This window comes from Pseudoalteromonas sp. GutCa3 (assembly GCF_002836155.1).
GTDB lineage: Bacteria > Pseudomonadota > Gammaproteobacteria > Enterobacterales > Alteromonadaceae > Pseudoalteromonas > Pseudoalteromonas arctica.
Genome location: NZ_PJBK01000079.1, coordinates 44,615 through 59,377, shown reverse-complemented (window position 1 = coordinate 59,377; position 14,763 = coordinate 44,615). Strand labels below are relative to the sequence as shown.

Annotated in this window: 14 protein-coding genes; 4 read left to right on the top strand and 10 right to left on the bottom strand. The window is 40.0% G+C overall.

Going from position 1 to position 14,763, the window contains the following annotated elements:
- Positions 1–17: 17 nt before the first annotated feature.
- The gene (locus CXF64_RS13935) at positions 18–1,028 is read left to right on the top strand and encodes a GlxA family transcriptional regulator (RefSeq protein ID WP_101217300.1); all 1,011 of its coding nucleotides are present in this window, start codon (positions 18–20) and stop codon (positions 1,026–1,028) included.
- 54 nt (positions 1,029–1,082) lie between these two features.
- Here the strand turns inward: CXF64_RS13935 and CXF64_RS13930 are convergent, their stop codons facing one another.
- The 3 genes from CXF64_RS13930 to CXF64_RS13920 are packed head-to-tail and all read right to left on the bottom strand — an operon-like array spanning position 1,083 to position 4,115.
- Positions 1,083–1,595: an MgtC/SapB family protein gene (locus CXF64_RS13930; RefSeq protein WP_007582656.1), complete on the bottom strand. Its 513-nt coding sequence runs from the start codon at positions 1,593–1,595 to the stop codon at positions 1,083–1,085.
- Between the two features lie 8 nt (positions 1,596–1,603).
- Entirely contained in the window at positions 1,604–2,716 is a 1,113-nt protein-coding gene (locus CXF64_RS13925) for a GNAT family N-acetyltransferase/peptidase C39 family protein (protein WP_101217365.1), read from the bottom strand.
- A 4-nt stretch (positions 2,717–2,720) separates the two neighbouring features.
- Entirely contained in the window at positions 2,721–4,115 is a 1,395-nt protein-coding gene (locus CXF64_RS13920; RefSeq protein WP_101217299.1) for a RimK family protein, read from the bottom strand.
- A 293-nt stretch (positions 4,116–4,408) separates the two neighbouring features.
- On the opposite strand from CXF64_RS13920, the gene CXF64_RS13915 reads away from it, so the two are divergent.
- Positions 4,409–4,747 (top strand): zinc ribbon domain-containing protein YjdM, encoded by a 339-nt coding sequence (locus CXF64_RS13915; RefSeq protein WP_101217298.1) that lies wholly within the window; start codon positions 4,409–4,411, stop codon positions 4,745–4,747.
- 271 nt (positions 4,748–5,018) lie between these two features.
- Here CXF64_RS13915 and CXF64_RS13910 read toward each other — a convergent pair whose 3' ends face one another.
- From CXF64_RS13910 to CXF64_RS13880, 7 genes are all read right to left on the bottom strand, one after another.
- Positions 5,019–5,228 carry a zinc ribbon domain-containing protein gene (locus tag CXF64_RS13910; RefSeq protein WP_007582647.1) on the bottom strand — a complete coding sequence of 70 codons (210 nt, stop codon included), beginning with the start codon at positions 5,226–5,228 and terminating at the stop codon, positions 5,019–5,021.
- 198 nt (positions 5,229–5,426) lie between these two features.
- Positions 5,427–5,744 carry a type II toxin-antitoxin system RelE/ParE family toxin gene (locus CXF64_RS13905; RefSeq protein ID WP_024592928.1) on the bottom strand — a complete coding sequence of 106 codons (318 nt, stop codon included), beginning with the start codon at positions 5,742–5,744 and terminating at the stop codon, positions 5,427–5,429.
- On the bottom strand, positions 5,732–5,989 hold the full coding sequence (locus CXF64_RS13900) for a type II toxin-antitoxin system Phd/YefM family antitoxin (RefSeq protein WP_010555056.1): 258 nt from the start codon (positions 5,987–5,989) through the stop codon (positions 5,732–5,734). Before CXF64_RS13900 ends, CXF64_RS13905 begins: the two co-directional genes overlap by 13 nt.
- 322 nt (positions 5,990–6,311) lie before the next feature.
- Positions 6,312–6,788: a GreA/GreB family elongation factor gene (locus CXF64_RS13895; protein WP_101217297.1), complete on the bottom strand. Its 477-nt coding sequence runs from the start codon at positions 6,786–6,788 to the stop codon at positions 6,312–6,314.
- A 185-nt stretch (positions 6,789–6,973) separates the two neighbouring features.
- The gene (gene secF, locus CXF64_RS13890; protein WP_101217296.1) at positions 6,974–7,909 is read right to left on the bottom strand and encodes a protein translocase subunit SecF; all 936 of its coding nucleotides are present in this window, start codon (positions 7,907–7,909) and stop codon (positions 6,974–6,976) included.
- On the bottom strand, positions 7,902–9,740 hold the full coding sequence (secD, locus tag CXF64_RS13885; protein ID WP_101217295.1) for a protein translocase subunit SecD: 1,839 nt from the start codon (positions 9,738–9,740) through the stop codon (positions 7,902–7,904). Before secD ends, secF begins: the two co-directional genes overlap by 8 nt.
- 108 nt (positions 9,741–9,848) lie before the next feature.
- A complete protein-coding gene (locus CXF64_RS13880; protein WP_101217294.1) occupies positions 9,849–10,310 on the bottom strand; it encodes a hypothetical protein in 462 nt (153 codons plus the stop codon).
- A 108-nt stretch (positions 10,311–10,418) separates the two neighbouring features.
- Here CXF64_RS13880 and CXF64_RS13875 point away from each other — a divergent pair, with 108 nt between their 5' ends.
- Together CXF64_RS13875 and CXF64_RS13870 are read left to right on the top strand one after the other, a co-directional pair.
- Positions 10,419–12,197, top strand: a complete 1,779-nt coding sequence (locus tag CXF64_RS13875) for an ABCB family ABC transporter ATP-binding protein/permease (RefSeq protein ID WP_101217293.1) — start codon at positions 10,419–10,421, stop codon at positions 12,195–12,197.
- A gap of 240 nt (positions 12,198–12,437) precedes the next feature.
- Complete coding sequence (locus CXF64_RS13870; protein WP_101217292.1) at positions 12,438–14,516, top strand: M13 family metallopeptidase; 2,079 nt, start codon at positions 12,438–12,440, stop codon at positions 14,514–14,516.
- The last annotated feature ends 247 nt before the right edge of the window (positions 14,517–14,763 follow it).

Sequence of the window (14,763 nt, the reverse complement as noted above, 5' to 3'; positions counted from 1 at the left end):
CTGGTCGGAGCATTTATATGACTGAAAAAAACACTAATCCACCACTAAATATTGCTATAGCGGTATATCCGCATTTATTAGTGACTAGTTTAACGCTGCCTATTGAGATGTTAAGGGCCGGCGAGGCCTTTGCTAAAGGCCATCTTGATAAGCAAAGCTTTAGACCGCTTGCTATAAATTTAGTGGCTAAAAATGCTGAATTTATACCCACTCGCGCAGGCCTTGCGATAATTCCTGATTGCATAACAACTAACGCCCCCTACAGTGATTTAATTATAGTGCCCGGAATTTGGCGAAACCCGCGCCCTGTAGTGCGTACAAATCAAGGCGTAGTTGATTGGCTAAGCGAGAGCTTTAGCGCAGGCAGCCATATAATTGGTGTAGGCACTGGCAACTGCTTAGTAGCTGAGGCTGGCTTACTTGATGGGCACCCTGCTACAACCCATTGGCACTACGCCAATCAATTTAGCCACGACTACCCGTTAGTGCGTTTAAAACCCGACTTTTTTATAACCCAGTCAGAACGCATGTACACCGTAGCAAGCCTTAATGCCCTTGCAGATGTGATCGTACATATTATTAGTCAGTACTATGGAAAAGCCGCCGCTCAACATGTAGAGCGAAACTTTTCGCACGAAATACGTAAACCCTACGAAGATCAACGCTACTTAGAAGGTGCAGTTGACCGTCATCCCGACGAGCTAATTGCGCAAATTCAGTTTTGGCTAAAAACAAATTTAGCCACCGAGTTAAACCTGCAAGAAGTCGCTGCCCAATTTAGCTTGAGCTACCGTACTTTTACCCGCCGTTTTAGAGCCGCAACTAATCAAAGCCCTATTGAGTATTGGCAACAATTACGCGTAGAAGGTGCGAAAGAGTTATTAGCATCATCAAATTTATCAATTCAAGAAGTGGCTTTAGAAGTGGGATATAACGACCAAGGACATTTAACACGCGTGTTTAAAAAAGTATTAAGCCAAACACCCAGTGGTTACAGAAAAGTAGTTAGACGCAAGTTATTTGGATAGTCGATATTTAATAGTACTAGTACTTGTTTCAATAACACTAAAAAAACGCCACTTTTAGTGGCGTTCTGTGTCGTTAAATTCTTTTCGATAATAGCGTTTTTGATAGTTTTTTACTTTAGTGTGTACGCCTTTGCTTAAGCTTTTAAATTTAGCCTCGAGTACGTCTACACCGTATAAAATACCGACCACCAGCACCGAAAGTTTTATTGCAGCGCCAAGGTTTTCGGTCGCTATCATAACGCCTATTGATGCAAGCACCCAGATGGTTGCAGCCGATGTAACGCCAACTACCGCACCATCTTTTGCGAGCATAACGCCTGCCCCTAAAAAGCCAATACCTGTAATTATTTGCCCCACTACACGAGAATGATCTATTACATCCCCTTGTAAATTAAACGCAGTGGATAAAAACAAATACGTACCCAAGGTTATTAACGCAGAGGTACGAATACCTACAGGTTTGCCGCGCAACTGGCGCTCTATTCCAATGATGGCACCGCAAAAAGCCGCTGTACCAATAGCTGCCCACGAATACGGGGCTACATCAATTAAATCTAAAAAAGTCACTGTTAACCTTATATTTTATTAGCTATAGCCACCGCCGTTCTTAAACGTTGGCTACCAAACGCTGACATTTTACTAAAATCACTTCGTGCAATAGGTACATATTGGCAATCTATTGCGAGCTGTTTATCGTTACCGGGCTCACAAAACGGGTCGTGAACATACACGCAGTGCTCATCAAGGTGCGTTACACACACCCAATGTGGTGATTTTTTACCATCAAAACTGTATGTACTAATTAATAACAGCACACTAAAGCCTTTACTTAACCACTGCTCAATATGCTCAAGCTCTACATCTTTATGCGTAAGCGGTATATTTGCTTGTGCAATACCATCTACAAATTGTTGATGCACGGTGGCAAGTACCACTTTTTTGTTTTCGTTGCGTACGCCATCTAAAAATAAAGGCTCGGTGGTATTAACCATTACCTCGCTTTTAAAACCACGCTTATTAGCCGCAAGTGCCAAACCAAACGGATGGCAACCACCATGACCCGATGTCATAAAAATAGTGGTACCTTCACGCCAAAGTGCTAACTCATGTGATTGAGTAAGCTCAGTAGTAGGCTCAAGTGCGCCCATTGCCATTAATAATGCAGCAGGTCCGCACGTAAACTCAGTTGTTTGCTGATACCACGGTGTTAAACGCGCCACTTTTAACTCACTTTTTTGTCGAATGTTTTTTTGCATTCGTAATGCGTCACTGTGGTCATCGTAATAATCGCTGTATTGACCAAATACCCTGTAACCTAAACTTTTATAAAGCCCAATCGCACTTTCGTTATTTACAGCCACTTCTAAACGAAGGTAAATACGAGCCCGCTCACACGTTTCTTTTTCTAGACTAGTAAGCAGTGCTTTTGCAATGCCTTTACCTTGCATAGTTGGTAAAACAGCAAGCGAATATAAACGCGCTAAGCGAGTCCCTTTATGGCACCATACTAGCCCATAGCCGCATATTTGCTCGCCACTTTCTGCAACGAGTAAAATACCGTGTTTTGCACTAAGCCAGCGTTTTAGACTGCGCGGGCTCAATTTATCGTTATTAAAGCAGGCGTTTTCAACGTCAATCAGTGCGTTTAAATCACTGCTAAGCGCCTTTCGAATAACAAGGTTGCTCATGTTATTACCCACGGCCTCGTGCTTCTAAGCGTTGTTTAAACTCATCCATAATGATCATGTATAGCTCATCGCCTAAATAGCCGTCTTCTACTTTGTGATCAATACTTGGGTTATCGTTTACTTCAAGCACGTATGCTTTGCCTTGATGCTCTTTAACATCTACGCCATATAAACCCCTACCCACTGTTTTACATGCTTTTAATGCTGCATCTAATACCGCTTTTGGTAACTCAAAGGTTGGCAAGGTTTCAAAGCCACCAGAGAAAAACCGTTTAGCGTCGTGGTTATAAATTTGCCAATGGTTACGCGCCATTAAATAGCGGCATGCATAAATTGCACGGCCATTTAACACACCCACTCGCCAATCGTATTCGGTATACATGTACTCTTGTGCAAGCACTAATGCGCTAAACTCAAACAGCTCTGTAAGCTTAGCGGCAAGCTCATCACGGTTTGAAACTTTAAACACACCTTTTGAGAACGACCCTTCAGGCATTTTTAAAACAAGCGGATACGTAAACGCTTCTTCTAATTGCTCAAGCGTTTCATTTGCTTGATCAGCCACTACAACCGTTTTTAAACTTGGCACTTTTTGGTAATTAAACGCATCGTGTAAATACACTTTATTACAACAACGTAAAATAGACTCAGCATCGTCAATAACCACTAAACCCAGGCTTTGCGCTTTGCTTGCAAGGCGATACGTTGGATGGTCAATCGCTGTAGTTTGGCGAATAAATAACGCATCAAACTGGGCAATGTTATCAATTTCGTCAAAGCTTAATGCTTGTGCATTAATACCGTGTTTAGCCGCTGCTTTAATAAAACGTGCAATGGCGTCTTTATCACTCGGTGGTACTTTTTCGTTATGATCAACAAGTATTGCCATGTCCCATCTAAAACGACGTTGTACCGAACTAATACGCCACTGCGTTTTAGTAAAGTTATCTAGCTTGGCTACAAATTCGCTGTACTGTTGCTCGCTTAAAGACGACATCGAGCCTTGTTGTAATAAGCCTTGCTCATCAACAAATAAAATAGGCGCTGGGTATTGTTTAAATACCGACTTTGCTGCTTTTGATTGTAAATCATTTTGGGCATTGCCAAAGTAAAGTGTGCCATCTATTTGGCCCACATTTAACATAGGTGCTTGGCCACTACGAAGAGCATTAATGGTTTTTACACTGGGTAAAACTTGGTGCTTGCGCGCCTCTGCAAGTAACGAGCAATAGTAACCTTTGCTCAAGTATTGGCTTGAGTCGCACAGATTAATAATGCGTGTTTTTGGTTCGTTATGTTTTGGGTAATCACGTAAGTAGGTATTAAACGTAATTACATTTTCGAACGATTGAGCAAGCGTTTGCTCGTTGTTATCAACCACAATTAAGGTTTTAAACACGACTTTTCCTAGTTAAGTCAAAATATAAAAAGCATGCTTAGTAAAATACTAAGCATTATAAATAGAAACACCCATCGTACTAAGTGGGCATTGCGCGAATCACTTAATATGATGGGTGCTTTAACAGGTACCTACTGTACGAGTTAGCGCTTAAATTGCTTAAGCGACATGTGCTTTATATGCCCTTTTTTAAAAACGCACAAACGAGATATTTTTAGCGTGAAGATAAAAAATATTGATTAACTAATAACGCAGATTAAAATACGCAAAACAATACCTTATGAGAGTTAAAAATGTCGCTGCCTGCTTGCCCAAAATGCCAATGTGAATATGTTTACGAGGACCAACAACTGCTTGTTTGCCCCGAGTGCGCCCATGAGTGGAACCCTAATAATACAAGCGATGAACACGCAATTTTAGTTAAAGATGCCAATGGCACTTTGCTAAATGATGGTGACAAAGTGACAGTAGCCAAAGATTTAAAAATTAAAGGCAGCTCGCAAGTAATTAAAATTGGCACCAAAGCGGTAGTTAGAAGAGTGCTTGATAAAAAAGATCACGAACTTGATTGTAAAGTAGATGGCATTGGCGAAATGATGGTAACAGCGAAATTTGTGAAAAAAGCTACCTAAAATTGGATATTTAAAATATAGGATGTTAGATGAAAAATCATAAAAATAAATTCATCCAAGCCTTATGGTCTGTTATTGAAGCCTATTATTAGTGCGTGTAATAGATTTTGTTTAACTGCTATTAGTTGTGTATATCTAAAGGTCCACCTACATTTAATAGGGCGAATTATCGCTTAGGTATATTTAAGCATTTAACCTCCTCACCTTAATGAGGAGGTATCTCTTGAACTGATCTGTTTACATTTCAGTTAAAGTGCTTTTTAAGCTTTGATTACCCAGTAAAGAAATCAAATACGTTACCAAGTGTTGATGATGAACCTTTATAAAATTCAGTAAAACTACATCGACTGCATGTCACAGCGGTGTACTTTTTATTTTGAACATCAAAAATTCTTGACCAAAAGCCACCCGAAACTCTTATTTCACCGGTATCAAATTCGTTATTATTACACTTAGAGCAAGACCAATTGTTATGTCTCATATTTCAACCTCCATATTATTTATGTACGGTATATTAAACACTTAAGGAACGTGTGTAGCAATTTTTTTAATAAACAAACTATAATTTAGTTCTTATATTGGTTAAGTTGGAATTTTGATAGATGTTTGGATGGCTTTTTAATAATTGCTTTTTATAATAATTAGTATGGGGGTCATACTAATTTCACTCAGGGATTACCTACTTGTTAGCTGTATATTGCGTTAGCAACAAAAATTTTCGTAAGTCTCGTTCTTGTCTCATTACGTGCAAAATATATACTTTATCGTTATCTTTTTTGTAAAATATACGACAAGGATTCACGACCAGTTCAAGATAATTTAGGTTAGCTAACTCAATTGGTTTTTTACCTGATTCAGGAAAGAGTTCGAGACGCTCAACTTTTTCAAATATTTTGGAAACCAATTTTTTCGCTGACTGCAAATTGCTTAATGCGATATATTCAGCGATATCGTTAAGATCATCCAAAGCTGGATTAGTCCAAATTATTTCAGCCATTTATTCATTTTATCTTTAGCTTCAACATTCGACATGGTTTCACCACGACTTATTGCCTGCTCTCCTTTTGCAAGAGACTCAAGAATTTGCATACGCTTTTGCATAAATTCATAATCATCAACATCTACTAAGTATGCAGATGGTTGTCCATGTTCAGTTATCAACACAGGTTCTTTAGAGGAATGAAGTTCAGATAATATCTTCGTTGCTTGACGCTTCAATGTTGTTACTAGTTCTACTCTCATAATAATCCCCAAACAAATGTATCACTATAGTAGCACCGAGTAGCCAACTTGGGAAATACAACTAACGAGGCTGTATAACCACTAAAATCAATTAAAAAGGGAGCACCTAACGTCAACCCTGCTCATTTTTAAACTATTAGGTACTTCTCATTATATGCCTTTGCACAAATTGAAATACACACCAAGTTACGCTATAAAAGCATAGCTGTAGGTTGGATAAATGGCGGAGCCATGCCATCCGACAATTAATTTATGAATATAAATAAGCGATTATTACGTTGGCATAGCTTTGTCAGATGGTGTTCTCTTAAAAACCAAAGCTTTATAAGATCTCTACCACCACGTATTCGTGGGCTTTACCTGCAATTGTTAACGTAATTTCATCATCAATCTGTTTATTTAATAACTGCTTACCCATTGGTGCGCCGAGTGTTACTACAGCAATTGCGTGCTGTTTAACGTTTACTGTTAACCCACCAGCTGCGGGGCCTAAATAAAACCATTTTTGGGCTGCGTTATCATCTTCTAAACATACCAGCGAACCGATAGCTATTTTGTCGGTTGGTTTTTCGTTAAAGGCAGGTTCGAACAATTCTATGCTTTTATAGCAATCGTTTACGCGCTGGGCTTGGCCTTGTGCTAAATAAGCGGCTTCGAGCCCTAGGGTATCGTATTTATTTTCGGCTATGTTTTCTTCATGTGTGGCGGTGTCGTGCGCAGTTTTTGCCGCTACTTTTGCTGTTGTAAGCTGCGCTTCTAGCGCAAAGCGAAGATGTTCGATAACGTGGGTTTTATTCATGGGGATTAGTACAATACAGGCTGTAAAAATAAGGCAGCTAGTTTAACATTTTTGCTAGGCTTAAAACCATTGTTTTAAACCCCGCAAGTTTGGTGGGAATACTAGCGGGGTATAAATAAGCATTAAACTAACAAAGAGCCGCTGATTGGTTGGTGCAGCTCTTTGCTTATGCTTTATTAAAAACCTTATGGCATATCTAATAATGTTTGCGTGTGGGCATCTACTTTAACTTCGTAGTTTTTAGCGCTTAAGCCCAATAGTTCTGGCAAGGTTGCCGCTATACAAATAGACGAGAACGTACCCACTACAATGCCGGTAAATAATGCAATAGCAAAGCCTTGCAGTGGTGCGCCTGCAAGTAACCAAACGCTCGCGACCGTTGCAAGTGTGGTACCCGAAGTTATTAAGGTACGTGTTAGCGTACTCTTAATCGCATTATTAATAATAGTCGCTGGGCTAAGTACATTGTTTGATTGAACACGTAAAAGCTCACGTACTCTATCCCCTACTATTATTGAGTCGTTAAGTGAGTAACCAATAATAGCCAGTAAACTTGCTAGTACGGTTAGGTTAAACTCAATTTGTAATAGTGAAAATAACCCAAGTACGAGTATTAAATCGTGCACTAGCGCTACCACAGAGCCGAGTGCTAAGCGCCATTCAAAACGCACTGCAAGGTAAATCATTACCGCAATCATTGCAGCAAACATTGCTAAACAACCTTGATCAAATAACTCATCGCCCACTTGTGAGCCAATATAAGCTGACGATAATACCTGTGCGTTTATATCATCGTTTTGTGTAACAGCGCTTTGCCAATCAAGGCTATTAGCTGTTGTTGATGCACTTGGCGCTTCTCTTAATTGAAAATGACTATTACCTTGCGCGGTTAGCTCAAACTCACCATTGTGATTTTTAGCAATAAACGATTGAAGCTCTTTTAGTTCAACACTTTGGCTGGTTGTAAACTCAGTTAAATAACCGCCGGTAAAATCTAGGCCAAAATTTAGACCTTTTTGCGTAAGCGTAAATACGGATAGTAGCACTAAAATGGCACTTAAAAGCATACCCATAAAGCGTAAACGTGTGCCCTTTTCACCTTTCAAAAAAGTGTTAAGCATGTGCTTTTTCTCCTACTTTTTTACCCATTTTTAAATACAACGTTTGGCTTAATATTTTTGATACGTACACACCTGTAAATACAGACGTTAAAAGCCCCAATGCGAGTGTAATGGCAAAACCTTTAACGGGCCCATAGCCTATGCCGTATAAGATAAGTGCGGTGATCATGGTGGTTATATTGGCATCAAATATTGTATTTGCGGCTTGTTTATAACCCTCTTGAATAGCTTGATATGGTGCACGGCCTTGGCGACGTTCTTCTTTAATGCGTTCAAATATTATTACGTTAGTGTCTACCGCCATACCTATGGTTAGCACCAGACCTGCAATACCCGGAAGCGTTAACACAACCCCTGGTAATAATGACATTAAGCCCACAAGCGACGTTAAATTTAATATAAGTGCCACGTTTGCAATAAGGCCTAAACGGCGATACCAAAGCGCCATAAATGCAAGCGTAATACCCATGCCTAACATAAGCGCGGCTAAGCCATTACTAATATTTTCGCTGCCGAGGCTTGGCCCTATTGTTTGTTCGTGCACAATTGTAACGGGTGCTGTAAGCGAGCCTGCACGTAGTAATAATGCCAGATCGGCTGCCGCTTGTTGGCTTTTCATATTGGTAATACTAAAACGCGAACTTAAATGCTGAGCAATATTGGCAACGTTAATAACTTCGCTTTTTTTAACTACTTCGCCTTTAGCATTTTGAGAGTACTCAGAGTAAACCGTCGCCATTGGCTTACCAATATTGGCTTTTGAAAACGCCGACATTGCATCCCCGCCTTGGCCGTCTAGGCTTAGTTGTACAAGTGGTTTACCCCAATCGTCGCGGCCTATGTTTGCATTATTAATATGATCGCCTGTAAAAATTGGCACAGGATCGAGCTTTATGGTTCCGCCCGATTGCATATTAAATGTTTGCCCGCCAATTTCTTTTAATTGATAAAAACCAAGCGATGCTGTTGCACCAATAATACGTTTTGCTTCGGTTGGATCTTGCACGCCTGGTAGCTCTATACGAATGCGGTGCTTTCCTTGGCGCTGTGTTACCGCTTCGGTAATGCCTAACTCTTCAATACGTGAACGAAGGGTTGTGAGTGTTTGCCCCATTACTTCTTTATCAAAGCTGCTGCGGCCTTGCTCCGAATAACTAAATTTGGCAGTTTTAACGCTGCCGTTATTGCTTGTTACAACGGCTAAATTAGCAAATCGGCTTTGTAGCTCTTCAATAACGGGGGTTAACTTGTCGGTTGCATTAGGCAATGCGTTTATTTCAAACCCCTGCTGAGTTTGCTGCGCTTTTACGCCATGTGCTTTTTGCTTAATGATGATTGATTTAGCTTGTTGATACGCACTGACTAATTGCTCATCAACGGCTTTATCTAAATCTACGTCTAATACAAATAGCACACCGCCATTTAAATCAAGGCCCAGCTTTATTGGTGATAAACCAAAATCTTGTAACCATGTTGGGCTGGTTGCATGCTCAACAATTTTAACTTGCGTGTTTGGATATTGCGCTTTTATAGCCGCTTGCGCCTGAGCGCTTTTAGTTGGCTCGTTTAAAAGTATATTAATAGTGGATTGCTTATCTAAACCCTGCTCAACCTCTAGCCCTTGTTTATTTAAAAAAGTAACTAGCGTTTTAGTGCTCGGTAAAGATTGCGTTTCGCTGTGGGGAGCAGCACTGATGTGCAACCACGATTTATTTGGGTATAAATTTGGTAATGCGCTGATAGCTAATAAAACCAATACTATTAGCATGGCTATATAGCTTAATTTGAACTTAGCCGTAGACGGCTTTTTATCTTTTTTAAAACTTAACATGTTTAATCCTTATTGCCAGAAATGCTAGCAACGTACTTTTTAAAAGCACAATTAATCTGCAGGCTAAAACTTTAAAAGTTAAAACCTAATAAAATTAAATAAGGAAAATTAAGCGTGGTAGGTAGTTACAGCTCTGTAGAGTAAGTTTACGTCTTTCCAGCCACTCAAGCGCGACTTTTTACTATTAGTTACAAGCGTATACCAAGGCTGTATAGGATTAATCGCTCTTGGTCGTAAGAATATATGCCTAACAAGATTTTGAGCAAAAAATTCAAAAACCACATCGTATTCTGGCTCACTTTGAACAGTGTGCAAAAACAATGATGAATTATTGGCAGTTAACCTTGGTTGGTGCGCGTCAAAATCGGTTTGATGCGTTTTTTTATGCTGCGAAATATCTACAGACTTACTAATAGGCTGTATTTTAGTTAAATCGGCAATATCAGTAAGCGAAACCTGCGTACTAACATTGATATTTAAATTTTGTGAGGCGCCCATAGCATTGCTCTGCACACTAAAAAGTGCAGCAAGTAGCAAAAAGGCAGTTAAAAACACTCTAAATTTAAACATTCACGTTTTAAAACTAAAATAAGGGATGCGTAGTATATAAGGGCTAGTATTTGAAATACAATAGCCCTTAGCTATTTACTATCTAATTTAATTTTACTGAGACTTTTAATGCGCCCCAGACAAAGCAGTGAAAAACGACCAGACGCCATGAATTTACGCCAAAGTGTAAAAACACTGTGGCCCTACCTTACAAAATTTAAAGGCCGTGTTTTTATTGCACTTATGGCGCTTATAGGCGCAAAAGGTGCCACGCTTTTAATGCCTTGGGCGCTTAAAGAAATAATAGACTCTGTAGATAAGTCAATTAACCCACTGTTAGTTATTCCTGCTTTATTGTTATTGATGTACGGTGGACTGCGTTTTGCTAGCGTATTTTTAGGTGAAATAAGAGATGCTGTATTTTCTCGTGTAACCGAGCACGCTATGCGTGATATTGGTTTAAAAGTATTTAAGCATTTGCACTCACTTGAGCTGGCTTTTCATTTAGACAGGCAAACCGGTGGCATTAGCCGCGATATAGAACGCGGTACGAGCGGGTTAAGCTTTTTAATGCGCTTTTTAATGTTTAATATTGTGCCTACTTTGTTTGAAATACTGACCGTTGCGATTATTTTTGGCACGTTGTTTTCTGTTTGGTTTGCGCTTATTACATTACTGGCAGTCGCTATTTATATTACCTTTACTGTGGTGGTTACCCAGTGGAGAAACCGCTTTATTAGAGAAGCAAATGCTGCCGACAATCAAAGTAATACCCGCGCAATAGACAGCTTGCTTAATTATGAAACTGTAAAGTATTTTAATAACGAACAGTTTGAAGCAAAAACGTACGACACCTTTTTAGCAAACTGGGAAAAAGCCCGTTTAAAAAATAGAATGTCGCTGCTCGCCCTTAATTCAGGCCAAGCACTTATTATTGCTTGTGCTATTACCGCGTTAATGTGGTTGGGCTCAACCGAGGTAGTTGCAGGTACGCTTTCTATTGGTGAACTTGTGATGATTAATGCTTATATGATTCAGCTATTTTTACCGCTCAATTTTTTAGGTTTTGTGTACCGCGAAATAAGACGCGCCCTAACCGATCTTGAAAACATGCTTGGGCTACTTAACAAAAAGCCACAAATAACCGATGCACTTAATGCTAAAGAGCTCAATATTAGCCAAGGTGAAATAACATTTAACAATGTAAGTTTTAGTTACGATGCGCACCGCCCGATCCTTAATAACCTTAGCTTTAGTGTTAAAGCTGGCAGCAAAGTAGCCATTGTTGGTGCCAGTGGTGCAGGTAAAAGTTCATTAGCGCGACTGCTTTATCGTTTTTATGATGTAAGCGCTGGTGAAATTAGTATCGATAATCAAGCAATAAACTCAGTAACACTTAATAGTTTACGAAAAGCCATTGCAATAGTCCCGCAAGACACCGTGTTGTTTAACACCACTATTCGTGAAAATATCGCTTACGGTAGACCATCAGCAAGCGATACAGAAATTGATGAAGCCATTGCTATGGCGCATTTAAAGGACTTTATAGCGACACTTGATAAAGGCGATAAAACACTGGTTGGCGAGCGCGGTTTAAAAGTATCCGGCGGCGAAAAACAGCGTATTGCTATTGCGCGCGCCATTTTGAAAAAGTCCCCTATTTTAATTTTTGATGAAGCAACATCTGCCCTCGATTCTCATTCTGAGCAAGCAATACTCGCGGCAATACGTGAAGTTGCCAGTAACCATACGAGCGTTGTTATTGCTCATCGCCTTTCTACTATTACCGATGCAGACACCATTATTGTGCTCAAATCCGGACAAATTATTGAGCAAGGTAGGCACGATGAGTTACTTACACTCGCCGGAGAATATGCCCGTATGTGGGAGCTTCAGCATAAAAAATAAATAGTGTGTGACCCTTCTTAGCTCGGATACTTTCAAGTATTCGAGCTAAATAAAGCTTTTATAGCACCTATTAGCCTTTCTCTTTTCCTCTATATTAGTTTTATCGAGCACTGTGGTGATTCACCTCAAAAGGTTTGTTTGTATGATTAATATCAATAACAATCGATAAGTTAAATATTCGTAACAATAAAAATGATTCACTGCTGCTTTAATTCAATCAGTGATACTCAGGAGTAAGTAATGAAAAAGAGTTTAATTGCCGCAGCATTAGCTGCCACATTTATTACCGGTTGTTCAGAGCCGCAAACAACAAAAACAGACGAGCAACAACCTAAAGTAGCCACTGCAGCAGTAACAGAAAAAGCAGAGTTAGGTAGTTTTGGTGTTGACCTAACAGCACGTAACGAAGCCGTTAAACCAGGCGATGATTTTTTTATGTATGCCAGTGGCACGTGGTATGACAACTACGTAATGCCTGCAGATAAAACCCGCTACGGTGCATTTTCAGGATTAGCTGAGCGCAGTGAAGACGATGTTAAAGCTATTATTGAAGAAATAGCCGCACGTAAAGATTTAAACGCAGAAGAAAAACTAGTTGCTGATTTTTACAATGCGTATATGGATACCGAAACACTTAATAAACTCGGTGTAGCGCCTATTAAGCCATTGTTAAGTGAAATTAATGATATATCGTCGACTGACGATTTAGCTGAAATGTTTGGTAAGTCTTGGTTAACCGGTAATAAAGCCCCTTTGGGTGGCGGCATGTGGTTTAACCGCTTAGACCCTAATAAATATGAAATGTCACTAGGTGCGGGTGGGTTAGGCCTACCAGATCGCTCTTACTACCTTGAAGACGCTGAGCGTTTTGTTAAAACACGTGCAGCTTATGTAGCTCACATTGCTGACATGCTTGAGTTTACAGGAGTCGAAAATACCGCTGAGCGCGCTCAAGCAATTGTTGATCTTGAAACCAAAATTGCACAAGGTCACTGGCCACGTGAAAAGCGTCGTAATCGCGATTTAACCTTAAACCAAGTTGAACGTGCTGATTTAAGCACTGCTTATCCTGGCTTTAACTGGGATTTATACTTTGCACAAACAGGTTATAAAGTACCTCAGTTAAATGTGTCTCAGCCAGAGCCAATAAAAGCGATGATTGAGCTAATCAATCAAGAAGATATTGCAGTATGGAAAGACTACCTAACGTATCACGCTATTAGCGGTAACGCAGGTTTACTATCAGAAGACGTATTTAATACTAACTTTGCTTTTTTTGGTAAAGAACTAAACGGACAGCAAGAGCCTCGCCCTCGTTGGAAACGTGCAATAAGTGAAATGTCGGGCACAAGTTCGCTTGGTTTTGCTATTGGTAAAATATACGTAGCGCGTTACTTCCCTGAGTCATCAAAACAACAAATGTCAGAGCTGGTTGAAAACCTTCGAACAGCCCTTGGTGAACGTATTGATAATCTAGAATGGATGGGTGATGCAACTAAAGTAAATGCGCGCGCTAAGCTGGCTGCATTTGTACCAAAAATTGGTTACCCCGATGTTTGGCAGTCTTATGAAGGTTTAAGCATTACTAAAAACGATTTGATTGGTAATGTGAAAAACATGCGTGAGTTTTTCCACGCTGAAAGTGTTGAAAAAGAGCTACAAAAAACAGACCGTAACCGCTGGGGCATGACGCCACAACGCGTAAACGCTTACTACAATAGCTCGTTTAATGAAATTGTATTTCCGGCTGCGATATTACAACCGCCGTTTTTCGATCCAAATGCCGATCCGGCTGTAAACTATGGCGGTATTGGCGCTGTAATTGGTCACGAAATGGGTCATGGATTTGACGATCAAGGTTCAAAATCAGACGAAAACGGTGTGCAACGTAATTGGTGGACTGATGCTGACCGCGCTGCATTTGACAAAAAAGCCGATCAACTGGCTGCGCAGTACAGTAAATACGAGCCAATCGAAGGTAATTTTGTTAATGGTCGAAATAGCCTTGGCGAAAATATTGGTGATGTGGGTGGTTTGTCAATGGCCTATCATGCGTACAAGCTAAGTTTAAATGGTAAAGAAGCGCCTGTAATAGACGGCGTGACTGGCGATCAACGTTTCTTCCTTGCGTGGGCACAAGTATGGAAAGAAAAACGTACTGAGCAAAGCATGCTTAACCAACTGCGTGGTGGCACGCATGCCCCAGGTCGCTTTAGAGCACAAGCGCCACGTAACCACGATGCATGGTACAAAGCGTTTGATGTAAAGCAAGGCGATGAGTTATACCTTCCTGAAGATGAACGTGTACGTATTTGGTAAGTAACACTTACATTTTATTACTTAGTAAGGCAACCTGTTATACAGGTTGCCTTTTTTATTGAGTTAAATTTACAATAATAGATATAATTCCAACGTCTAAATCCCTCGATAATCCCTCACTAAAATGCACTTTAGATGGACTTTAAACGCTACAGTTTTAATCGGCTTTAATACTTACTAGCCCTTGAATGCATTTACCTTTAGAATACGCATTATAATTTTATTCTATTATTTACATATATTAAGG